The sequence below is a fragment of the Gammaproteobacteria bacterium (ex Lamellibrachia satsuma) genome (assembly GCA_019623805.1).
GTDB lineage: Bacteria > Pseudomonadota > Gammaproteobacteria > Chromatiales > Chromatiaceae > QGON01.
Genome location: CP053680.1, coordinates 883,861 through 906,880, shown reverse-complemented (window position 1 = coordinate 906,880; position 23,020 = coordinate 883,861). Strand labels below are relative to the sequence as shown.

Sequence of the window (23,020 nt, the reverse complement as noted above, 5' to 3'; positions counted from 1 at the left end):
TCACACAGTCATTACAATCTGCTCGGAGTTGATATTATGCCACGGCAGAATAGTGACATCGGAGCGTGTTTGTCGACTGTCACCGCCATAGACCAGCCACGCCTTTCCGGCGGTTTCATCTGCCAGCTTTTGCCAGAACGCCAGCCCCTTAAAGTAATCCTTGTTGATGGTTTGCCCGGATTTGATTTCCAGCGGTGACAGATGGGTTCCATGGTCAATCAGCAGATCCACCTCGTGTCCCGAACGATCACGCCAGAAGTAAAGGTTTGAAGTTTCCCCCGCGTTGTAACGGGCTTTGAGTAATTCACTGATAACCCAGGTTTCAAACAAGGCGCCTCGTTGAACGTGGGTGTTCAGTTGATCTGGTGTCTGAATGCCGAGCAGCCAGGTGGCAAGACCGGTATCGAGAAAATAGAGTTTGGGTGTTTTGACCAGACGCTTGTTGAAATTCTGGTGATGCGGCGGCAACAGATGCACGATGTAACTGGCTTCCAGTACGGAAATCCAGGCTTTGGCTGTGTTATGCGTTATACCAGAGTCATTGGCCAGTGAGGAAAGATTGAGGAGTTGACCGGTCCGGCCTGCGCACAATTTCAGGAAGCGTTGAAAAGTGCCCAGATCCTGTACCTTGATCAATTGCCGGACATCGCGTTCCAGGTAAGTGCGTACATAGTTTCCATGCCAGGGATGCGATTCGAGTCCGCGGTCGTAGATGGGGGGGAAGGTACCATCGAAGAGTATCTTATCGAGGTTCTCGTCAATTTTGCCTGATCGCTGCAATTCGCCGTAGGTCATGGGTAACAGCGTCAGCAATGCGGATCTGCCTGCCAGGCTCTGTGTGATGCCTGATAGCAGGCCAAACTGCTGGGATCCCGTGAGGATAAATTCGCCGGGTTGTTGCTTTTCATCGACGCGAGTCTGAAGATAGGAAAACAGGGCAGGGCAGCGCTGTGCTTCATCCAGAATGGCGCCCCCACTAAACTGATTCAGAAAACCCCGAGGGTCCGTTTCAGCAAATTCCCTTTGGTCGAGATCTTCAAGCGATACATAACGGTGATCGGGAAAGGCATGCCTCACCAGGGTGGACTTGCCCGACTGGCGAGGCCCGGTGACCACAACCACTGGATAGCCGCTGGCGAAGTGTTGAAGCCTGGATTCTGCGTTTCGGGGGATGTAGGTCACGATGGTATCTGGTTGCTTTACATGCCTACTTTATGCGAAGAAATGGCCGATTGTCAATGTTATTATCAATTAGCATGATATTGGTGCAGTTTACGGTGATTCATTACCTGCAGGAACGGGAGTGTACGCACTTGGAAGTCAACGCCTGGAAGATCGCTTAGAGTGAGTTGCGGTAGCGTTCAGTCGTCAAATTTTTCGAGCAATTTGAAGGATTGTCTGAGCATGGTATTATTTATGGTATTATCAATTAGCAGGAAAATAAGCCATTGAAAATAAAAGATAAAAATGGCTTATATACAATCGAGTGGGAGTAGGCCGGATCTGGCACTGGCAGGCACCTCCAAGCAGGCTTTTTCATGGTGTAGATCATGGTATTGCAGTGCCCATGATCAGCGCAGCGATCCAGAACCATGCCACGCACGTCAAACTGTTCATGGTAATCGTGATCGAGTGACCTGGCCCAGAAGTGCTTCGTCAACCTTCGTCGCCCTGCCGTTTGCGGCGTTGTTTGCGCTGACGGTAGCGGGACTGCGAGTACGTACAAGAAATATCTGTAGATAGAATCTATGGACGGAAATCCAAGGATCCCGGACGAGATTACGCTGAAATTTTAGGATTGAAAGGTAACAATATAACAGTACCATCCAGCTTTCCTGGCGGAAGCCAAAACTGCGATTGCTAACTCCGTGAGGCCATAGGCTCGTGTATCCGGCGAACAATAATATATCAGTGATCAGCCACGGGAGACGCTGGGGGCTGTTATTGTGCGCGCTGCTTATCCTGGTGTCGCAGTTGTTTATTCAGCTGCATTCAATCGAGCATCTTTCCGATCCTGACGACGAAACATGCGAGATTTGTCTCTCTGGCGGAGCGCTTGAATATGCGGTTGCCAGCACAGTACAAGATGTATATGTGAAATCGGATGGCAAGACGGCGTTACCTGCCCCGGTTATCAATGCCAATTCCACCCGTCACCTTTCTTACCGGCCCCGCGCGCCGCCTCTACTGAATACAAACGTCTGATTGTTATTGATCTCCGGTGACTGTTCACCGGGCCGTTTGTTGTCGTTGGAGGTACCATCCATGAAGAACTATTTCCTGTGTGCAGGGATAACCGCTGCGCTTGCTTTTCCCATTTCAGCATATCCATCAGATAGTAACGATGTTTCCGAGCTGAAACAGATGCTCCTGCATATGAAAAAAGAGTACGAAGCACGTATTGGTGCACTGGAAGCACGTATACAGGATGCGGAAGAGAAGGCCGCTGTTGCCGAAATCAAAGCAGCTTCCGATGCCCAGATCCAGGTAGAAGCCAAAAAAACACCTGCGGATCGGCGCGGCGATAGTGCCTTCAATCCGGCAATCTCCCTTGTAGTTCAGGGAAATGCCGCTAGTTACTCCCGGAATCCAGATAGCTGGACTTTGCCGGGTTTTCAGGTTGGTGGGGAAGCCGGGCTCAAGCCTGAAGGGTTGAGTCTTACTGAGACAGAATTGACTGCATCGGCTAATGTCGATGACTGGTTCTTCGCGCAGATAACGATCGGGCTGCATGAGGAGGAGGGTAGTACGGAGGCCGATCTCGAAGAGGCCTTCGTTGACACCTTGAACCTGCCAGCGGGTTTCGGTTTACGTATAGGACGGTTCTTTGCGGAAACTGGCTATACCAACACCAAACACACTCACGCTTGGGACTTCGCCGATGTGTCTCTGACCAGCCAGGCGTTTCTTGGCCAACAATACCGCGATGATGGCCTGCGGCTGACCTGGCTGGCCCCAACAGATACCTTCCTGGAGTTTGGCATGGAGGCGTTGCGCGGAGAGCGTTTCCCCACCGGCGGTGATGGCAACAAGTTACTTGGTGGCGCACAAAATTACTTTGCCCGCCTTGGGGCCGATGTCGGCGTGAGCAACAGTTTCCGGGTTGGCCTTTCGCATATGCGTGCAGAACCGAAAGACCGCCAGGCCGGACATGCGCATGCCGGGCATGCAGATGAAATCTTCAGTTTTGCCGGGGACAGTAATCTGACGGCGCTGGATTTCGTTTGGAAGTGGGCGCCAAACGGCGATGCGCGTACTCGTAATTTTGTGTTCCAGACCGAGTACTTCCACCGGGACGAGGATGGAATGGTGACCTTCACGGATGATACGGGCGAAGCCATACTTCCATATGACGGAACCCAGCAGGGCTTCTATGCGCAGGGGGTCTATCAATTTATGCCCCGCTGGCGTGCAGGTTTTCGTTACGACAAGCTCTGGAGTGATAATAATCTTCGGGTAGCCAGCAACACCTCGGGTGAGGCAGACGATGACATCCTTGATGAATCCGGTCTGCTGGGCGGTCACGACCCCTGGCGCTGGACACTGATGGCGGATTATTCACACAGCGAGTTCAGCCGCCTGCGGGTGCAGTATGCAAGGGATCACTCGCGACCCGGTGATGCAGACGATCAGTTCCAGCTTCAGTACATCATGACGCTGGGCGCCCATGGCGCTCACAAGTACTGAGGGGGCGGCCATGACGAAACCACACTATTTGCTGCTGCTCTCGATGCTTCTTTGCATGGAAACAGCTGTCGCAGAGGTCACCGTGTTCAGCTGTGAGCCGGAATGGAAGGCGCTTGCCGAGGAGATCGGCGGTGATCGGATCAGGGCATTCTCGGCGACGACGGCAGGGCAGGATCCACATCATATCCAGGCCAGACCCTCGCTGATCGCCAAACTGCGCCGCGCCGACATGCTGATCTGCAGTGGCGCGGATCTGGAGGCGGGGTGGCTGCCGCTGCTGTTGCGGCGTGCCCGCAACCCCAAGGTGCTCCCGGGAAAGCCTGGTCATCTAATGGCGGCAGATCAGGTCGAAATGTTGGAAGTGCCCGAAAGGCTGGATCGAAGTGAAGGTGACATTCACGCCCAGGGAAACCCCCATGTGCACTTGGATCCTGAAAACATTCTTAAGGTTGCCCGGGTAGTGTCTGGGCGTCTGGCCGAAATCGATCCTGACAATGCAGAGCACTTCCAGTCGAGCCGGAAGTCCTTTCAGGCGCGTTGGACGGATGCCATCATGAATTGGGACACACGTGCGAGCGACCTGCGTGGCGAGTTGGTGGTCGTCCATCACCGGGAGTGGGTCTATTTGCTTCATTGGCTTGGTATGCAACAGCTAGCCGCCCTGGAGCCAAAACCCGGTGTACCGCCTACCGCTGGTCATCTGGCCAGCCTGCAGGTCCGGCTCGGGCGTGAACAACCTCTGGCAATCGTACGTTCTTCGATCAGCGACCCGAGACCATCTGAGTGGTTGTCGAATCGTACCGGTGTCGCTCAGGTGGTCTTGCCCTACACAGTCGGAAGTGCCGAAAACGTCAACGATTTGTTTTCCCTGTTTGAGGAGATTGTTTCCGTTTTGCTCCGAGTCAAGTCATGAACTGGGAGGCAATGGATATCGGCATTTTAGGCCCTGCGTTTCTTGCGGGGTTGGTCGTATTGGCCACGCATGTTCCTTTGGGGCAACGGGTGCTGGAGAGAGGCATTATCTTCATCGATCTGGCCATTGCACAGTTAGCCGGGGTTGGAGTGATCGCAGCCCATGCCATCGGCTTGGACGCGAGTGATGCAATGGTTCAGCTCGCGGCATTTTCGGCGGCCATCGCCGGCGCTCTGCTGCTCTACTGGACAGAGCGCAGCTGGCCCAACGTGCAGGAGGCGATCATTGGCAGCGTTTTTGTGCTGGGTGCTACTGCGGCTATACTGTTGTTGGCGCAGAATCCGATGGGAGGCGAGCATCTCAAGGACCTTTTGGTCGGGCAGATTCTTTGGGTTGATTATCCCGGTCTGGGGCTGCCCGCCCTGATTTCGTTGGTGGTTCTGGCATTTTGGTTTGGGGTCGGGGCTAGTCGAAACCTTGCCGCCTTCTACGGTCTGTTTGCGATTTCAGTCACTGTCTCCGTGCAGTTGGTTGGTGTCTATCTGGTATTTGCTACGCTCATTATCCCGGCATTGGCAGGGCGTTTTCTAGCGGATCAATTCAGGCTGGTAACGGGCTACATAATTGGAGTCTCGGGGTACGGAGTCGGTTTGTCCGTTTCTGCGATATTCGACCTGCCCGCCGGACCGGTCGTTGTATGGACCCTGGCGGCAGTGGCCGCCGTCATTGTGGTATTCGGTCGGCTATTGGTTCAAGGCCAGACTTCGACCGATACGTAGCAAGAGGCTTGCCGACCTGAGGAGCGTTTTGGCTGATGAACAGCTTTCGAATAGAATGAGCCTGGAGGGACAGAAAGGAACGAGTTTAAGTTCGTACGACATCCTGTTTACGGTAATCCATTACCTGCAGAAGCAGGAGGGGATGCGCCTGGAAGTCAAAGTCCGGAAGTTGGTCTAGGGTGCTGTGTGGCAGCATTTTTATCGGCAATTTTCGGCGGCGATCAGCAGCAATTTCTGAACATGGTATTACCGTCTACACCAACAACTATGCCATTGATATTAAGCCGAAAAAATGGCTCGTTTACAATCGAGTGGGAGTGACCGGTACTTGTTAGCAATGACTGGCATCACTCAGGTTATTTGGCCTGAAGCCAATTGCTTTTTTTTCATGCTGCATGGCCTGATTGGATTCAGTGTCTTTGCATATGAGGAAATAACTTTCGAAGTTGTCATGTTCAGTCATGTAGAAAATAGCAGGTTTGAGATGTCGGATTGATGCAGTAATCGGGTCGATTCACTGCCCGTAAACAATCAATGACTTACGAGCCTAATATAAACAATCGCAGTAAGGATTGGCTCGATTTGCAGGCATTAAAAACAGTTTTCCCCTTACCCACAGAAGTTGTGGGTAACTCTGTTGAAAAGATTGGGAGAGTGGCGTGGAACCCCCATGGAACCGGGCATCCACTTAAATTGACAAAAAAATGGTCAATCTTGTTAACCACTAAATATCAATGACTTACAGCCACAGAGACAAAAGCCTGGCAAACAGGCTTTGCGCTAGGAAAGAATATTGACCCGTACAATGGAAATGTGCATAAGCTCCCTTGCCAAACCGCTTCCCCGCACCGTTTTGAAGCATTCACGGGCACTTTGAAGCCATTGCAGCGTGATACATCACAGGGCGAGGGCCATACTACCGGGTTCCTGTGACCTCATCTTTCGCTTGCAGCAGGAGCGGATTGTCGGGATTGTGCTCAACCGCTCGCTCCAGGATCTCCACCACCTGCCTTGAGCCACTGGTCGGGATAGAGGTGAAACCAGCGCTTGCGTTGTGTATCCCAGGCCACGTCCAGGGCCTGCAGGCGCCCCCTTCCTATATCGACCAGGTACTGCTGCAGCGGGGTCACGCCGACGACGTAACGGACAGGATACGCCACCGGCTTGCCTTCCTGGCCATCGGCCACAATCTGATTCGCGCCATCACGGGTCAGAAAATGGTAGTCGAAACCATGATGTTTGTAGGATGCATCATCGAAATCACCCAGTACACTTTTGGGAGTCGGCAGTTGCCAGGCTGCTGCATGGTGGGAATCCGACCATGCCGAAAACACTTTTTATGACATTCGGCACAGGCCCAGGACACTACACTAGTGTAGTGTCCTGAATAAAATATCCATTTATAATCCCCTATGTTCCGGTTTTATGGCAAGGGAAGGAAAAATGAATTCAGCAGTAGCTATTCATCTCACCACACAAGAACAGACAGCATTACAAAAAGAATGTTCGTTGACGCAAAAGCAATTGAAACGTGGTGTATTTACCTCAGTTGAAGATCTGGAAATGGCAATCAGACAGTTTATTGATCAACATAATCAAGCTCCAGAACCTTTTGTCTGGACAAAAAGCGTTGATCAGATACTGGAAAAAATTGGGCGAGCTAAGGTCGCATTACGAAATGTGTAATATATTTAGGACACTACACTAGCATGTAGTAGTCCTGCTGTGATTACAGTCAAGCAGGGTAGCAGATCGTGGATTCGCACAGTGAAACTACTTTTCCCGCTTCAGGGACGTAGCGCAAACATAGAGCTGAGGACCACAGTCTCGCCACCGGTCTCCGCATCTTCCCAATTCGTCCGCTGGAGGAAACCGGCCCGGTACCCCACCTCGAGACCAACCAGCACCAGGATCAGCACTGCACTGACCCCGAGCGGCAACGGGTTGAGGAAAGCGAAATCAGGTACTGGAGCAGATCACCAGCTACAACCGGTGCTTACTTGGGAAACAGCAGCGTCACGCCCAGCTTGAAGCCCCACTCTTCAGGGCCAGCGCCATTGGGAGCATCCGCCCAGTAGCGTAGACCCGCACGAACCTGCAGCAGTTGATCACCCAGTTTCAGTACCTGAGCCGCGATCAGGTTGACCGGCACTGACCATTCTTCGCTCTCCCAGTCGTAGGTACTCTCTGTCTGCAGGGTGAAGCTGGTGGCTGTTTTTGTGGTGTAGGTGAAAAAAGGTTGTACGAAACTACGGGTGTAATCGGTGCGGGCATCATCACCGGCATAAGACCAGACGTGGTTGGCAAGAAGGCCGTAGGTCAGCGCCCCCTGCTGTTTCAACGCCACGCCGGTTGGGCCCAGCCCCCACTTGTCGTTGCCCAGGGCGTCTTCTGTTGCCGAGGGCAGCAGTGCGATGGGTCCCACGCCCCAGATCCAACCTGAATCGGTGGGTGCCTTGGGAGAGAGGAAAAAACTGGCCTGGATATCCCCCATACCCGATTCGTCCTCCATCCCGGGGGTGAGGGACTTGATACTGATGAAGGGAAGGATGGTACGGCTGATCAGGTTCCACTCCTGGTTCAGCTCAATAGGCACCACCGGCTTGGTCACCAACAGCGTCCGCTTGCCGGTTTCGTTGGGACCAAGGTTACTGTCCAGATCGATGTCGATGGGGACGCTGATCAGTGATGCCACCGGGTTGGCCAACTGTTTGGCCAGGTCAGCGCCCTCGTCGGCCTGTGCGTTTGGCAGCGACATCAGTAACGATGCCGCCGCCAGCGGTGTTACGCTTTTGTGCATATGCCGCTCCTGGCTCAGTGCGCGCCGCTACGCTTGGTGTTTTTAGCCAATTGACTGAGAGGGTCGTAATCATCTGGAACCGGAATGACACCGTTATCCTTCTCATATTGAGCATAGAGTTTGGCCAGCTCCTTCACCATCCCGGCTTTTTCCTGAGCCAGGTTATGCAGCTCCGAAGGGTCCGCGACTATGTCATACAATTCCCACTCGCCCGTGCCCTTGGGCTTGGGGTTTTTGGACAGTTTGTATTGTCCACGAAAAACCGCGCTGCTACCGGAAAGCTCATAGCCAATGGCTTCGTTCTCCGGGTGTATCCGGTCACTCTTGCCTTTCAACACAGCAAGGGCGCTGGTGCCATCAGGGGCGTAGATTTCTTTCCCGTTATAGTTTGATCCCGGCATCTCCACACCAGCCAGTTCCAGAATGGTCGGGTAGACATCCCTCACATAGGCAAAGGTATTGGTCTTTTTGCCAGCGGGAATGGTGCCGGGCATGCGGGCGATGAAGGGAACCTTCAGTCCGCCTTCCGTCGAGAAGGTCTTGAAGTAGCTGTGAGGGGTGTTGGCATGGGCCGCCCAGCCTGGGCCGTAGTCTGCGTATGAACCCTTTTGTCCCATCGCTGAATAGTCGCCCTTGTAGTCTTCCATGTAGGTGTAATCGTAGTTTTTATCGTACCAATCCTTGTAAGCAGGGTTCATCGGCAGGGTGTTCGGATCGGCACCGTTGTCGGCGACAAAGATAACCAGCGTATTATCGGCTTCACCAATCTTTTCAAGATATGCCAACAGCTTGCCAATGTTGTGATCCATGTTGTCGGCCATGCCTGCATAGGTCTGCATGCGACGGGCGTTGAAGCGTTTCTCTTCGTCAGAAAGCGCGTTCCAGTCAGGATAAGTCCAGTCCTTGATGCCTGCTTTTTCCATCTTCGGGTCAAGTTTTATATCGGCAGAGACGATACCCAGTTGCTTCTGTTTCTCCAGACGTTTGTTGCGCAATACATCCCAGCCTGCATCGTAGACGCCGTCGTACTTATCGATGAACTCCTTGGGTGCCTGGTGGGGATAGTGAACCGCCTGGTAACCAAGCCAGGCGAAGAAGGGCTTGCCATCTTCACGTCCGCTCTCGATGTTGTCGATGATCCTCTGGGTGTAAAAATCGGAGGAGTAGTAGTTCTCGGTGGGCAGAGAGACCTCCTTGCCATCCTCGAAGTAGTGAACCCGCTTGTACATGGGCGCATAGGGCTGCTCGACCCAGTTGTCGGCCCCACTCTCCGCCAGGTTGAACGAGCGTTCAAAACCACGGGCAGCAGGACTGGTCTCCGGTGTGGAACCCAGGTGCCACTTGCCCGCCATGTAGGTGTGGTAGCCCGCGTCCTTGAGCACCGTGGCGAGGGAAACCACGCTGTTATTCAGGTGACCTTCATAGCCTGGCTTGTCGAACTGGTTGTCGGCCATGATCTCCAGCATGTTGCCGAGACCTGCACGGTGGTTGTCGACACCGCTGATCATCATGGTACGGGTGGGGGAACAGGTCGCACCGACGTGGAAGTTGGTGAACTGCATCCCCTCCTGCGCCAGCTTGTCGACGTTAGGAGTCTTGATCTCGCTGCCATAGACACCTATGTCGCCGTAGCCCATGTCATCGGCGATCAGGATCAGCACGTTGGGGCGCTTTGTCACCTTCTCGCTGACCTCTTCCGAACAACCTGTCAGCAGTAGCAGCGACAGGCTGAGGGTGAATAGCAGGACACTTGTCCGTTTCGACATGATGCGATGAATAATCATTCTGCAAGCTCCGATATTAATTTTAAGTTGGCCGTTCCATCAGTACGGAAAGGGCAAATGGCATTACCCAGACCTACATCACTCTATTATGTCCCGCCACAATTCTCCGACAATGACTGTTACATTTACAGACAACGGTGAATAGGGAAGAGAATACATGAAAAAAATAATGTAGCAACGGGAGTGCTTTAATTCCTCAAGGAACTGAATGCTTTATACCCTTACTATCAAACAGGCTGTAAAACACTTTGGGAGAGCAGTGAGAAAATCTAATGGACCCGATCGATGTTTCAAACGATACAAAAGTTAACAATTGTGTATCAGTCAACAAATCACCCAGTCTGGAACGTAAGGGGTCAGGTCTTGCAATCCAACATATAGCAGCTAGACTTTAGTCTTATGGCCCGTCCCCTCCGAATTGAATACGCAGGTGCGATCTACCACGTTACCTCCCGTGGTGATCGACGTGAAGACATTTACCAGGATGAAGAAGACAGAGTCATCTGGCTTGAGGTTATGGCTCAGGTCTGTGAACGCTTTAACTGGCGCTGCCATGCATGGTGCATGATGGATAATCATTATCACATCGTTATCGAGACCATCGAAGGAAACTTGTCAAAGGGCATGAGACAGCTAAATGGCGTCTACACTCAAAAAAGCAATCGGCGTCATCAACGTGTAGGATACGTATTTCAAGGACGCTATTAACCCGGCATCATAATAAGCCATATTAAGCGGCGTATTGAATACGCGGATGCTCAAAATACTTCCTAACCCTAGCCGGTTTCTTTTGCAGCTGACGTGGTCAAGGATTTTGTTACACCCAGTTAAGCCGCTTTTTTCTGCGCCATCATTTGCTGCTCAAAATCATTCGGACTCATATAATCCAGGTATGAATGCAGCCGCGTACTATTATAAAACATGGAAATATATTCCAATATGTCCTGCTGGGCTTCGTAACGTGTCTGGTAGCTTCTCCAATGCACCCGTTCCTGCTTGAGGCTGCCAAAGAAGCTTTCCACTACAGCATTATCCCAGCAGTCACCCTTCCTGCTCATACTGCCATTGATATCATGGGCTTTGAGTAACCGCCGAAAAGCCTTGCTGGCATATTGAGAACCACGATCTGAGTGGTGAATCAATCCGCCCTTCGGTCGACGTCGCCAGATCGCCATTTGCAATGCATCACAGACCAGCTTTGCCTTCATCCGGGAACTCATGCTCCAGCCGACCACTTTACGTGAATACAGGTCTATCACTACCGCCAGGTATAACCAGCCTTCCTGGGTCCATACATAAGTCACGTCCGCCGCATAGACATGATCGGGCTGGGCCACAGCAAACTCTCGCTTGAGCAGGTTGTTAAAAACCGACTGCTGGTGGTTACTGTTTGTCGTAACCTTATATTTCCTGCGCTGACGCGCCTGTACATTGGCTTCACGCATTAACTTCCTTGCCTTATTCCGACTCACCGGATAGCCCAGGACATTCAAGGCTTTTTTCATTCTGCGACTGCCATAAGTGTAGTCTGAACTCTTGGCGATATCCTCAACCCACTCCAGCATCTCCTGATGTATTCGGTCTGGCCTGTTACCCAAGCCCCTTTGATACTGGTAGTAACCATTACGACTCACACCCAAAACCTGACATTGCAAGCTGATTGGATAGGCATTCTTATGCTGGGTGATGAACGAATATTTCACTTCGTTTCTGCTGCAAAGAATACCGTTGCTTTTTTTAAGATTTCTTTCTCCATCTCAAGGCGTTTAACCTGAGCCTTGAGCTTCCTGATTTCTTCCTGTTCAGAACTCAACTTGCCATTGCCTCGAAATGCCTGCCCATCTTCTGCCTGATGTTCTTTCACCCAGCGCCCCAGCATTTGGGCATTGATGCCCAGACTGTTTGCTGCTTCCCTTCGAGTATATTCCTGCTCAAGAACCAGACTGACCGCGTCTAGCTTGAATTCCTTCGAATATTTCTTTCGTTCTTTCATTTTTCTACCTCAGTTAAGTCAATGATGCTTAACTGGGGTGTACCTGTCCATTGGACCACGTCAAGCATTTGCATATGACTCCTGACCTTGCTCTTTAACTGTTCCTTTGATCGGGTTGGCAGCCCACTGTGCACCCCATGCTTAAGATCACAGTTCAGATATTCATCTGGATTCATCTCAGGCGAATATGCAGGTAGATAAAAAACTTCAATCTGTTTTCCTTTGTCCTGCAGCCATTCCTTGACAACCTTGGCATGATGGACACGTAGATTGTCTAGTATAAGGAAGACTTTTCTCTTGGCTGCTTTGATCAGTCGCTTCATGAAATCGATCAGGATATCCGCATTCATGTTGCCTTCAAATATCTTGAAACGCACCTTACCCTGGTTGGTAATGGCAGAAAGCATATTGGTTGATGCTCGCTTGGCATTGAGATGGATAATGGGCGTTTTTCCCTTGGGTGCATAACCCCGTTCGTGCTGGCTATCATTGCGCATCCCAGTTTCGTCTCCCCAATAGATTTCCGCCTTCTCTGCCTTAGCCTGTGCTTTGATCTCAGGATAGGTCTCGTCCAGCCAGTGGGCAACTTTCTTGGGGTTTTGCTCATAGGCCCGCTTCAAGGGCTTCTGTGGGGTGAAGCCCCACAAAGACAGATATTTTCCTACCGTCCTAATTGCCAGTTTGATCTTGAATTCCTGAGCTATCAGTTCCTTCACGGCTTCTCTGGTCCACAGTGCATAAGCCATCTTGAGTTGATCAGGTGTCTTGTCAGAGATGAGCTTTTGGATCTGTTTTTCTTGCTCTGGCGTTAGGCATCTTCCCGCTCCCATCGGCCGGCCCTGCTTCTTTGCCTTCAGAGCCTTATCACCTTGGGTTTCATAAGTGCGGATCCAGCGGATCACAGTGCGCTCATGGACCCTTACTGATTCCCCTATCGCTTTGTAGGTCTGGCCTTGCTTGCGCATCCGTACTGCTTGTTTGCGTTTTTCTTCCTGGGCTAGTGCAGGAAGGCTTCTGGCATCTTCTTTGTTCATGACGGCAGTATATCATGATCTATTAACATGCCGGGTTAATATAAAGCCATTCTGGTTGATCGTGACAGCTATTTACTGGAATTGAGCCGCTATGTTGTTCTCAACCCGGTGCGTGCCCGCGTTGCCAATGATGTCGGGGACTGGCCTTGGAGCAGTTATCGGGCAATGGTAGGCAATGAGGCAACACCGGCATGGCTGGAGACCGACTGGTTACTGTCCTGCTTCGGGAATCGCAGGTCATATGTGATTGCCAAATATATCGACTTCGTTCGTGCAGGAGTTGGGTTGCCCTCGATCTGGGAGGGACAATCACATTCACACTATCTCGGTGATGAAATGTTCATCGAAAAGGTTGGAAAACGGTATCCAGATGAAAAACAGGGTGATCTGAAAGAAGTTCCGCGAATGCATCGGCGGGCGCTGGCTCGCTCCTTGTCGGATTATGCAGAGCAACATCCCAGCCGAAAACAGGCGATGGCTGAAGCGTATGCCTCAGGTGATTATTCGATGAAGCAGATAGCGGACTGGTTTAGCGTTCATTACGCGACTGTCAGTCGGGCAGTGAAGGCGGCATATGAAGAGGGTGGTGCGTGATTGCAAGACCTGACCCCTGGCTTGCTTATTCTCCGCTGGGGTATTGGTTAGGCATGCGCTTGCGGTGGTTTGATCAATGATTCTGCTGGAATACCCAAGCCTTCGTGGAGCTTCCAGATCATCTTCAAAGTCAGTGAACGCTTGTGATTAAGGATCTCGTAAACACGATTGCTTTTGCCGATCATGGGCTCCAGATCTTTTATGGTTAAGCCCTTGCGTTCCATTTCGAACTTGATCGCCTCAACAGGATCAGGCAAGTCCATCGGGAAGTGCCTGGCTTCATAAGCTTCAATAAGTGTGACCATAACATCCAGCTTTTCACCATCTGGTGTATCGGGTCCCGCCATCATCAGGCGTTCAACTTCTATTAATGCCGCGCGGTAGTCGGCATCAGTTTTAATCGGTTTGATGTCCATCATTAGTCCTCCGGCAGTTAAATGGTTTGCACGTCAATTTTGTCGTACTGCGTATGGGTGCCAATAAAGCGGATGTAGACAACCCGGTAGGCGTAGTTGATCCACACGACAAGTCGATACTTGTTCCCCGCGATATTGAACACCACTCGGCCATCTTTAAGGATGCTGGCTTTTCTGAAGTCCTGCTTTACCTCGGCAGGTGAGTTCCAGTCAGCATGCAAGGTGTGACGGTGCCAAGCCAATGTTGGCTCCTTGGCATCCTGATACTCTGGGTTCTCTTTCCAGAAGGCTTTCAGCGTCGACAATGCGATAATTCTCATGTATTCATGATGCTAGTCCCAAAATGGGACTATAGCAACAAATTTTTGGCTACACACAGGCTTGGCCGACATCATCAACCTGGGTATCCTCATGAAATAGTGTTCGAATGAGGCATTGAGCGCTTATGGATTTGTTGAAAAAATGAGTTCATTTCAAGAAATTGCTGAGCATGGTATTTTTCATGGTATTACCACCTACACCAATAAGTAAGTCATTGATAACAAATCGTAAAAACGGCCCGTTTACAATCGAGTGGGAGTAGTCGGCATCCAGCATATGCTGGTATCTGAAGGCATCTAATCACACATCAACCCGCGCAATAGTGGATTGATGTGTGTTTGCATCTGGCGCCGGCTGGTAATGAATTGCACGCACAAGTAATTCTTTAGGGCCTGTTAACACTAAACAAACATAGAAGATCCCCCAGCTCTGCTGGGGAGGCATTAGCAGTTTGACAAACGCTTCAGGGCCATTGATTTATCAGAACGACCATAGTCGTGAATGCTGACGTAGTGGACACTCAGGCGGTTTGACCAAGCGGTGATGAAGTAGCTATGTTTGGGATATTCACCTGCATCGTGGCTGGTGGTCCCGATCTTGCGCTCCAGATTGGCAACATGAATCATGAGGCCTTGAATCGAGGAGCTATGATCCAGTTCCAACGGCACATCCAAATAGATGATCTTGTTGGAGTGGTCAATCGATGCAATAGTGCGAACCTCGTCGCCCAGGCCATCCCATTGAACGCCGGTAATAACGATCCGATCGTCGACATTTCAGCGGGTCGCTTTACCCTGATAGCGGATTGATGTAGCGCTAACGATGGCCTGTTGGGCAGCCAGGTAGGGTTTCACTCGTTTGCCCCGCAGATGCACGGTGCCAATATTGATGATGCCTTGAGCGCGGCCCAGTTCGTCGAGTGCGCCACCAGCACGCGATCGCCATAGCTTGGAACCCTGGCCAGATCCCATGTCGCAGGATTGCCCCAATCGCCGTCTTGGATGGAAACAATTGTGGGGCTATCCACCAGGCTTTGGTAGTATGCGATCTCATCGCTTTTCTGGTCGACTATGACCGCTGAAGAGATGCTCAGCAAGAAGATTAAAATAGCGGTCGCATGACGTTTTTTCCTTATTATCTTCGCGCTGAAAATTGGCGCCTGCAATAACTATAAGTAGCCACACAGAATTAATTTCAGACTCTGTCACAAAAATACCAGGCATTGGCCAAGCTTCGATTAGATTTTCTCCCCAAGCGATCAAGTGGCACTTGGCTTAGCTGAAGTTCCTAGGCGAGAATGGATGTCGCTGAAGAGGAGTCGCGAAAATGAAGAGTCTTGCATCCAGAATCCAACTGATCATGCAAATGCATGATCTCTCCTACCAGAAGCTGGCAGTCAGGGTCGGTGTCAGTAAGCAAACCGTCTACAACTGGCTCTCAGGGGGCAGAATCCGGGAAGAGAACGCAAGGAAGATCGCCGAGCAATTTAACTATGACTGGATGTGGGTCATGCATGGTGGCCAGGAGGACAACTCTCTACTTGAAGCAGCCAAGCTGTTGATCCGTACCTCGGGGGGGATCGCTGCCATCTTTCGTGGGTTTGATCTTCAATATGTTGAGGTTACTGATCCCATCGTACGTTTTTCCGGTGGCAAGCGGGAGTATCTCCTACAGGAATCCTTTTATACCCGAACCCTGGTGCCAGACCGGAAAACAATAGAAAAAGGCCTGAAGCAGCTAGTGTCCGGGAAGAAAAATTCTTTCAATTTTATGACGCAGCGAGCTTCAGTTGTTGATAATAAAGTGGCGTCCCTTTTGATCACCGTGCTTTACCTTTCAGGTGTTGATTCAGATGAACCGCATTTCCTGTTTCTTGGCATGCCGATAGCCAATAGTGAAGGATTGGAGCCAGTAGAGGTTTTAGAAGCGCCGGTAAAGAATTTAACAAGTATTTGAACGTACCTCAAAATGAAGCTGGGTGGCATCCGCTGTAGTGGGGGAAGTCCACTTAGTGTGGTGGGAGCTGATAACAAACTCCCACCACACTCCGGTTTCCAATTATTTGTTTATCAATGAATCAAGCCAGTAGGCAACCATGTTGAAGGAGGCGTTTTTGTTGCCATCTTCGTTGAGAAGCCTGCGGCCTTTTTTGTGTGCCTGAAATCCGAGGTGGTAGAGGCCATCAAATACCTTGTTGATCATGTTTGTGCCAAACAGGTAGGTCTTGGCGCCATCAGATTGCACTAGATGGTAGCCGGTCTCTTCTCCGTTCTTTTCGTCATCACCATGCAGTTCAGCCCAAAGAGCTGCGTGGTTGGTAACAAGATAGCGATTGATCTCTTTGGCATCTTCCACCGATATATCACCGTCCTCATTGAGTTTTAGCTGCTCAATTGCTTCGATGATCAATTCATTCATAAGAATCGCTGAGCGAACACCTTCACGCATGTCATCAAGGGAAACCCGGATCTGTAGGGACTGATCGCCGTAAACCGCATCCACAATGCTGTCGAGTCCGGTTCCTGTAGTACCTGCGGGTTCTTGGATATTGCTGTTTGCGAGCTCTCCTGATGCGAGTTCATTGGCGAGTAAGGTATCCAGCCAGTGAGCCAGCTTCATGAAAGTCTTGTTTTTGTTTCCATCCTCGTTTTTAAGACGAAATTTTCGTGTGCTCTCAAAGCCAAGATGGTAGATGCTGTCTGCAACCTGATTGATCGCGTTGGCGCCGAACAGCAGGGTGCGGGCGCCGTTGTTCTGAACATAGTGGAAGCCGGACTCGACACCATTTTCGTCATCACCGTGCAACTCTACCCATTCGACCAAATAATTGTCGTGGATGTAGTCATTGATAGAACGCGCATCGGCGGCATTGATGGTGCCGTCGTTTGCGCAGCCATTGAAGTAGATGGATTCAAGAATAATCTGGTTCATCCTGTCTGCACTATAGGATGCAATGGCGCGTGCGTCAGAAGTGGTTTTTCGCTGGAGTCTTTCATCGGTATTGATGATTTCAATAATCTTATCAAGCCCTGTTCCAGTCATTCCTTGAGCCAAAATCGAAGTAGTGGAGAGGCTCAATAGAAGAGTGGATATGGCCAATTTTGTGCATTTCATGATGAGTTACCTTATAAATATCTTAGGTGCTATTGAACAATAGTTTTCACGTGGGGTTTCTTCCTTAGTGTCTATTGCACTTAGGGTGAGTGTTGATGGCACAAATCATAGGCCGCAAAATCAAATTTAATTGCCAATTTAGTCACAAATATTCTGGTATGGAGCAAACGCTAATTAGGTTTCTCTTTCGGATAGTAAAGTGGTGCTTCACTGTGCCAAAATTGAGGGGCTCCCACGGCCGACATTGCACGCCAGCTGGGCAGGGTTGGGATAAAACCGTGGTCTGTCCCTTAATATTACGGAGGGAAGTCGACCGAATTCGACCATATCACCAATATCGTGTCTGACCCCACGCCCCCCCTTATTGATCAACTCCATTGATTTATACCTCGTTCTTGGGTCTTGGAATGGATCGGAAATGCCCCATCGTCAGCCTTGACCGGGGAAGACGTGATGGATAGTGTCTTAGTCTGGGTTATCGACAGCATCAGGCAAGCGCATGAAAACAGAATTCACGGGCATTCACCATACAGCCTTTGCTACTTACGACATCGAACTTACGGTCAAGTTTTGGAGGGACCTGCTCGGGATGCGCCTTGTCTATGCCTATGGGTCTCCTGGCTACCGGCAATACTTCTTCCTGGTTTCTGGCAATAACCGCATCTCATTTTTCGAGTGGAATGATGTGGAGCCCGTTCGGCCACGCCGACATGGTGACCCGGTGAAAGGACCGTTTATCTTCGATCACATCGCCATTGGCGTGGCCGACAAGAATGCCCTGTGGGATATCATGGCCCGCCTGGATGCTGCGGGCTTCCACTGCTCGGATGTCATCGATCACGGCTGTTTTCTGTCGATTTACTCCTATGACCCTAACGGCATCCCCATCGAGTTCAGTTGCGAAGTCCCTGGTTTGGACCTCTTCTGGAACCCGGTTATGGAGGATCTGGCCGCAACCACCGACTTTCTTACTGAATCGAATCCGGTACCAGGCCAGTGGCCAGGGCCAGAGCCGGTGAGCGAAGAGGAGCGAATCATCGTTCCTGGGGAGGGCAAGGATTACTTTCCGGAAACCACTGATGGCCCCCTCCGATCGCCTCAGGCCGCGACGGCGGTGGAGGGAGCCATGCAGGTGTGTGATGTGATGCACCGGGGTGTCTATACCGCAACAGAGGATGACTCTATTCGATCGGTGGCGGAGACCATTTCAAGAGAGAAGGTCAGCGGTTTGCCGGTGGTTGATGAGAATGACCGGCTTGTGGGCGTCATCTCAGAGAAGGATATTCTCAAGGCGCTGCTGCCGGGCTATACGCAGTTTCTCGAGGACCCCGCCCAGGCCCAGGACTTTCAGGCAATGGAACATTCCTATGGGAGCGTCCTACAGAAGAGAGTAGGTGAGTTGATGTCCCACTCGGTCTTCTCCATCGCGATCGACGCCCCCATCATGAAGGCGGCAGCACAAATGGACTTGCACAGTTTTCGCCGTATCCCGGTGGTGGACTCGGATCGCCGACTGGCCGGGATCATCAGCCTCAGCGATATCCATCAGGCGATTTTTTTGCGGGAATTGGAAGATGCCAATCGCTACTGAGTCACGAAGACTCCCCACCGGGCCAACAGTCAAAAGGGGACGGAGAAGGAGGTAAGGGGTCAGGTCTTGCAATCCAACATATAGCAGCTAGACTTTAGTCTTATGGCCCGTCCCCTCCGAATTGAATACGCAGGTGCGATCTACCACGTTACCTCCCGTGGTGATCGACGTGAAGACATTTACCAGGATGAAGAAGACAGAGTCATCTGGCTTGAGGTTATGGCTCAGGTCTGTGAACGCTTTAACTGGCGCTGCCATGCATGGTGCATGATGGATAATCATTATCACATCGTTATCGAGACCATCGAAGGAAACTTGTCAAAGGGCATGAGACAGCTAAATGGCGTCTACACTCAAAAAAGCAATCGGCGTCATCAACGTGTAGGACACGTATTTCAAGGACGCTATAAAGCCATTCTGGTTGATCGTGACAGCTATTTACTGGAATTGAGCCGCTATGTTGTTCTCAACCCGGTGCGTGCCCGCGTTGCCAATGATGTCGGGGACTGGCCTTGGAGCAGTTATCGGGCAATGGTAGGCAATGAGGCAACACCGGCATGGCTGGAGACCGACTGGTTACTGTCCTGCTTCGGGAATCGCAGGTCATATGTGATTGCCAAATATATCGACTTCGTTCGTGCAGGAGTTGGGTTGCCCTCGATCTGGGAGGGACAATCACATTCACACTATCTCGGTGATGAAATGTTCATCGAAAAGGTTGGAAAACGGTATCCAGATGAAAAACAGGGTGATCTGAAAGAAGTTCCGCGAATGCATCGGCGGGCGCTGGCTCGCTCCTTGTCGGATTATGCAGAGCAACATCCCAGCCGAAAACAGGCGATGGCTGAAGCGTATGCCTCAGGTGATTATTCGATGAAGCAGATAGCGGACTGGTTTAGCGTTCATTACGCGACTGTCAGTCGGGCAGTGAAGGCGGCATATGAAGAGGGTGGTGGGTGATTGCAAGACTTGACCCCTGGCTTGTGTGGTCGTCAGTAGCAAGTGGACATGATTGCTCATAAGCGCATAGGCGTGTACGGTAACACCATAGCGTTTACTTCCGTCTTTGAGGCAGGCGAGATAGAAAAGGTAATCGTTTTTGGAAAAGAAGTTGGCTTCTCGATTATTACCGCGCTGCACGATATGGCAAGGCACGCCGGGTAGATACATCCTTGGCTTGCGGGGCATAGCGAATCCTTTCACTAGTGATTGACATAATCAGGCTATCTCAATACGCTGCCAGAGTCGAATGGATTTACGAACGATTTGTATTTGTCACCGACCCCTTTACCCAGACCCCTTTACCCACCGACTCCGACTCCTTTCGGTTACGGTGGCTAAGGATTTGCCATCTCCGACCGATAAGAATCTAACACTGAGCATAAATGAACACCCCAGTTAGGTATGCCAGACAAGATCAAGTCATAAATACCCGTCTTGCACTACTGTTTATTGATGTAAAAAATGCTGAAAATCAATTAATTACATGAAAGATAATGCGAATTTTCAAATAGAAGAAAGTAGTGATGCCAACGACAATTCGTCAGAATCTGCCAGTGGCCGGTCGAAACAAGTCTGGAGCCTGTACATCGGTTTTAGTCTGATAATTCTTATTATTTCGTTACTAACCTTCTTTGGTGTTTCACGTTATGCGGCGGTCAACGACAGGCTCAACTCCGTTGTATCGATTCACAACGTACGTTTGGATCTGGCATTGAAACTCCGAGTTATCTCTCGGGAACGTGCACCCATATTGCACGCTATGGCCAACACAGAGGATCCTTTTGAAAGAGAGGATCTGAAGCTGGTCTTCTCCTCTCTCGGTGAACAGTTTCTAAAAGCCAGGGAGGTACTGATTAAAACCGGTCTAAACGATGAAGAGGCAAGACTGCTTGAAGAACATCGCAATCATGCAAAAACGGTTATTCCTCAACAACGTCACGTGATTGACCTGGTTGACCTGGAACGTTTTGTTGAAGCCAGAAATTACCTGGTCAACGTGGTCGTCCCTACCCAGGCGGAAGCGCTCAAACTCTTCGACACCTTCATCGACTATCAACAGAGCTCTGCAAGGGGCGCGCTAAATGATGCCCAGGCTGTTGTTCAAGACACCTATACATGGGCCGCAGTGCTTTCAGCCAGTGGCATTTTACTGAGTCTGGTGATTGCAATTGTTGTCAGCCAGAGATTGAACAACATGCTGACAACAATCAGAAATGCTAAAAACAGGCTCGAAGACAGGGTCAGGGATCGCACCCACGAACTCAGTCTGGCCAATGAGCGGTTAGAACATCTGGCGAGTACCGATGGTCTTACGGGGTTACCAAACCGCACTTCATTCTATGCGAATCTTGAACTGTCGCTTGCTCAGGCAGGGCATCATAATTGCATGACTGCACTGCATTTTATAGACCTGGATGGCTTTAAGGCGGTAAATGACACATACGGTCATGATTGTGGAGATGAGCTGTTACGACAGGTTTCACTGCGACTCAAGGAGAAACTGCGGGACAACGACATCATCTGCCGCTTGGGTGGGGATGAATTCACGATCATCCAGTCTGGATTCAAGCAGTTCGAGAGTGCTACCAAGATGGCACAAAAAATCATCGATACGATAAATATGCCCTTTGAAATAAACGGGATCAGTTGCAGTGTTGGTTCGAGTATTGGAGTTTCAATTTACCCTGATCACGCAGGTGATATGGAGAGCTTGATCAAACTCGCAGATGATATGATGTACGAAGTTAAAAAGTCGGGAAAAAATGCCTTCCGGATCTACACTTCCGTATAAACTCAGGGATCGAAGTCAAAATAAACTAACCTCTTGGTTTTTAATATTCCAGACAAAACCTGTACTGGATTCATAACATTTGCCGGGTTTCTCCGGGGCGAGAGCGGGGTAGCGCAATACTGCGTGCTTGCGATACCGGAAGGGTTACTTCGTAGCTTGATCGACTCCATGCACTGACTGAAAGCTACCGGCTGCGCCAGCTCAGGATTTCGTAGCGATTCTCTTCGCTCCAGATCAAGCGGTAGTGGTCCATGGTGACGGTGAAGGCTGGGGCATTGATGTCCAGACTGTTTGCTGCACTGGGCTGTACAAGTCCATTAGACCACTTCAAAGGGTATACCGATTTCTTTGGACTATTGAATTTTAAAACTTGCTTTAAATCAAGCAGTTGCTGTCATTGCGCCACAATAGCTGAGTCTCAGGGATAATCAGGTAATGGTACGTTTGATGGTATTGTCATATAACTTCTTCCTCTGACAAAGCTATTTCGACAGCAACGCGCGTAGGGAGTCTTCAGAAATCGCGAAAACCCATATGTTAGATTATTTATGACGAGGCACATTAGCGATCCATATTGTGATCATAAGAGCGCGATACCCGGTTGATAAACCCCGGGTCTTTCGCCGTTTCGCCGGAAGTATCGAACTGGACCCGAACGCTACCATCAGCTCGCAATTTAACCGTTGCCGTCATATAGCGACACAAAAACCCATGATATTCAATAAACAAGACCACCACTACATGGAACTCGCCCTCGAACTCGCCGCCCGGGCAGAGATAGAAGGAGAGGTTCCCGTAGGCGCCATTCTGGTCCGAGACGACAAAATCATCGGCCAGGGATGGAATCGCCCAATCGGTCACCATGACCCCACTGCCCACGCCGAAATTACGGCCCTGCGTGATGCTGGACGGCGGGAAGAGAACTACCGCCTGCCTGGCTCCACTCTTTACGTTACACTGGAACCCTGTCCCATGTGTGCCGGTGCGATCATTCACGCCAGGGTGGGGCGGGTGGTTTATGCTGCCCGTGATCCTCGAAGCGGTGCCGCTGGCAGCGTGTTCGACCTCCTGCCTTCCGATTTGCGTTTCAACCACCGTGTCGAGTGTGAAGGGGGTTTATTGGAGATGGAGAGTGGTGAACGCTTACGGCAGTTTTTCAGACTACGCAGAAAAAACAAGGAGTAGAGGATTGAAAGCCAC

At 50.7% G+C, this 23,020-nt stretch carries 21 protein-coding genes and 3 pseudogenes; 11 read left to right on the top strand and 13 right to left on the bottom strand.

Annotation, left to right across the window (positions count from 1 at the left end):
- Positions 1-1,173: an ATP-binding protein gene (locus tag HPY30_04010; GenBank protein QYZ67895.1), complete on the bottom strand. Its 1,173-nt coding sequence runs from the start codon at positions 1,171-1,173 to the stop codon at positions 1-3.
- Positions 1,174-2,265: 1,092 nt separating this feature from the next.
- On the opposite strand from HPY30_04010, the gene HPY30_04005 reads away from it, so the two are divergent.
- From HPY30_04005 to HPY30_03995, 3 genes are read left to right on the top strand one after another with little or no spacing between them, the layout of a single operon-like run.
- Complete coding sequence (locus HPY30_04005) at positions 2,266-3,687, top strand: hypothetical protein (protein QYZ65227.1); 1,422 nt, start codon at positions 2,266-2,268, stop codon at positions 3,685-3,687.
- 10 nt (positions 3,688-3,697) lie between these two features.
- A complete protein-coding gene (locus tag HPY30_04000; GenBank protein QYZ65226.1) occupies positions 3,698-4,600 on the top strand; it encodes a zinc ABC transporter solute-binding protein in 903 nt (300 codons plus the stop codon).
- Complete coding sequence (locus tag HPY30_03995) at positions 4,597-5,379, top strand: metal ABC transporter permease (protein ID QYZ65225.1); 783 nt, start codon at positions 4,597-4,599, stop codon at positions 5,377-5,379. The genes HPY30_04000 and HPY30_03995 overlap by 4 nt, the downstream gene beginning before the upstream one ends.
- Positions 5,380-6,356: 977 nt before the next feature.
- Here the strand turns inward: HPY30_03995 and HPY30_03990 are convergent.
- Positions 6,357-6,713 (bottom strand): hypothetical protein, encoded by a 357-nt coding sequence (locus HPY30_03990; GenBank protein ID QYZ65224.1) that lies wholly within the window; start codon positions 6,711-6,713, stop codon positions 6,357-6,359.
- A gap of 109 nt (positions 6,714-6,822) precedes the next feature.
- Between HPY30_03990 and HPY30_03985 the strand changes: the two genes are divergently transcribed.
- A complete protein-coding gene (locus tag HPY30_03985; protein ID QYZ65223.1) occupies positions 6,823-7,065 on the top strand; it encodes a hypothetical protein in 243 nt (80 codons plus the stop codon).
- Positions 7,066-7,375: 310 nt separating this feature from the next.
- Here the strand turns inward: HPY30_03985 and HPY30_03980 are convergent, their stop codons facing one another.
- Entirely contained in the window at positions 7,376-8,179 is an 804-nt protein-coding gene (locus HPY30_03980; GenBank protein QYZ65222.1) for a transporter, read from the bottom strand.
- A 14-nt stretch (positions 8,180-8,193) separates the two neighbouring features.
- Positions 8,194-9,963 (bottom strand): sulfatase-like hydrolase/transferase, encoded by a 1,770-nt coding sequence (locus HPY30_03975; GenBank protein QYZ65221.1) that lies wholly within the window; start codon positions 9,961-9,963, stop codon positions 8,194-8,196.
- A gap of 399 nt (positions 9,964-10,362) precedes the next feature.
- Here HPY30_03975 and HPY30_03970 point away from each other — a divergent pair.
- Positions 10,363-10,668, top strand: a pseudogene (locus HPY30_03970) (addiction module toxin RelE).
- Positions 10,669-10,790: 122 nt separating this feature from the next.
- On the opposite strand, the gene HPY30_03965 reads toward HPY30_03970, so the two are convergent.
- Positions 10,791-11,956, bottom strand: a protein-coding gene (locus tag HPY30_03965) for an IS3 family transposase (GenBank protein ID QYZ65220.1) whose coding sequence is annotated in 2 segments (ribosomal slippage) — positions 10,791-11,695 and positions 11,695-11,956 — 1,167 coding nt in all. Because the reading frame shifts where the segments join, the coding sequence is not laid out codon by codon here.
- Positions 11,957-12,018: 62 nt separating this feature from the next.
- A pseudogene (locus HPY30_03960) lies at positions 12,019-12,990 on the bottom strand (IS630 family transposase).
- Between the two features lie 81 nt (positions 12,991-13,071).
- On the opposite strand from HPY30_03960, the gene HPY30_03955 reads away from it, so the two are divergent.
- Entirely contained in the window at positions 13,072-13,584 is a 513-nt protein-coding gene (locus HPY30_03955) for an addiction module toxin RelE (GenBank protein QYZ65219.1), read from the top strand.
- A gap of 47 nt (positions 13,585-13,631) precedes the next feature.
- On the opposite strand, the gene HPY30_03950 is transcribed toward HPY30_03955, so the two are convergent.
- The 4 genes from HPY30_03950 to HPY30_03935 form a co-directional block, all read right to left on the bottom strand.
- Positions 13,632-14,000, bottom strand: coding sequence for a transcriptional regulator (locus HPY30_03950; GenBank protein QYZ67894.1), 369 nt, complete (start codon positions 13,998-14,000; stop codon positions 13,632-13,634).
- Positions 14,001-14,017: 17 nt separating this feature from the next.
- Positions 14,018-14,320 (bottom strand): type II toxin-antitoxin system HigB family toxin, encoded by a 303-nt coding sequence (locus HPY30_03945; GenBank protein QYZ65218.1) that lies wholly within the window; start codon positions 14,318-14,320, stop codon positions 14,018-14,020.
- A 444-nt stretch (positions 14,321-14,764) separates the two neighbouring features.
- A complete protein-coding gene (locus tag HPY30_03940; GenBank protein ID QYZ65217.1) occupies positions 14,765-14,983 on the bottom strand; it encodes a hypothetical protein in 219 nt (72 codons plus the stop codon).
- 114 nt (positions 14,984-15,097) lie between these two features.
- On the bottom strand, positions 15,098-15,292 hold the full coding sequence (locus HPY30_03935; protein ID QYZ65216.1) for a hypothetical protein: 195 nt from the start codon (positions 15,290-15,292) through the stop codon (positions 15,098-15,100).
- A 355-nt stretch (positions 15,293-15,647) separates the two neighbouring features.
- Between HPY30_03935 and HPY30_03930 the strand changes: the two genes are divergently transcribed.
- A complete protein-coding gene (locus HPY30_03930) occupies positions 15,648-16,277 on the top strand; it encodes a helix-turn-helix transcriptional regulator (GenBank protein QYZ65215.1) in 630 nt (209 codons plus the stop codon).
- A gap of 102 nt (positions 16,278-16,379) precedes the next feature.
- On the opposite strand, the gene HPY30_03925 is transcribed toward HPY30_03930, so the two are convergent.
- On the bottom strand, positions 16,380-17,435 hold the full coding sequence (locus tag HPY30_03925) for a hypothetical protein (protein ID QYZ65214.1): 1,056 nt from the start codon (positions 17,433-17,435) through the stop codon (positions 16,380-16,382).
- 499 nt (positions 17,436-17,934) lie between these two features.
- Between HPY30_03925 and HPY30_03920 the strand changes: the two genes are divergently transcribed.
- Both HPY30_03920 and HPY30_03915 read left to right on the top strand, forming a co-directional pair.
- Positions 17,935-19,026 (top strand): CBS domain-containing protein, encoded by a 1,092-nt coding sequence (locus tag HPY30_03920; protein ID QYZ65213.1) that lies wholly within the window; start codon positions 17,935-17,937, stop codon positions 19,024-19,026.
- A gap of 102 nt (positions 19,027-19,128) precedes the next feature.
- Positions 19,129-19,986: a transposase gene (locus tag HPY30_03915; GenBank protein QYZ65212.1), complete on the top strand. Its 858-nt coding sequence runs from the start codon at positions 19,129-19,131 to the stop codon at positions 19,984-19,986.
- Between the two features lie 30 nt (positions 19,987-20,016).
- On the opposite strand, the pseudogene HPY30_03910 reads toward HPY30_03915, so the two are convergent.
- Positions 20,017-20,214 (bottom strand): annotated as a pseudogene (locus tag HPY30_03910) (transposase).
- Positions 20,215-20,512: 298 nt separating this feature from the next.
- Between HPY30_03910 and HPY30_03905 the strand changes: the two are divergent.
- The gene (locus HPY30_03905; GenBank protein QYZ65211.1) at positions 20,513-21,820 is read left to right on the top strand and encodes a diguanylate cyclase; all 1,308 of its coding nucleotides are present in this window, start codon (positions 20,513-20,515) and stop codon (positions 21,818-21,820) included.
- 184 nt (positions 21,821-22,004) lie between these two features.
- On the opposite strand, the gene HPY30_03900 is transcribed toward HPY30_03905, so the two are convergent.
- Complete coding sequence (locus HPY30_03900; GenBank protein ID QYZ65210.1) at positions 22,005-22,151, bottom strand: hypothetical protein; 147 nt, start codon at positions 22,149-22,151, stop codon at positions 22,005-22,007.
- Positions 22,152-22,531: 380 nt separating this feature from the next.
- Between HPY30_03900 and tadA the strand changes: the two genes are divergently transcribed.
- A complete protein-coding gene (gene tadA / locus HPY30_03895; GenBank protein QYZ65209.1) occupies positions 22,532-23,005 on the top strand; it encodes a tRNA adenosine(34) deaminase TadA in 474 nt (157 codons plus the stop codon).
- The last annotated feature ends 15 nt before the right edge of the window (positions 23,006-23,020 follow it).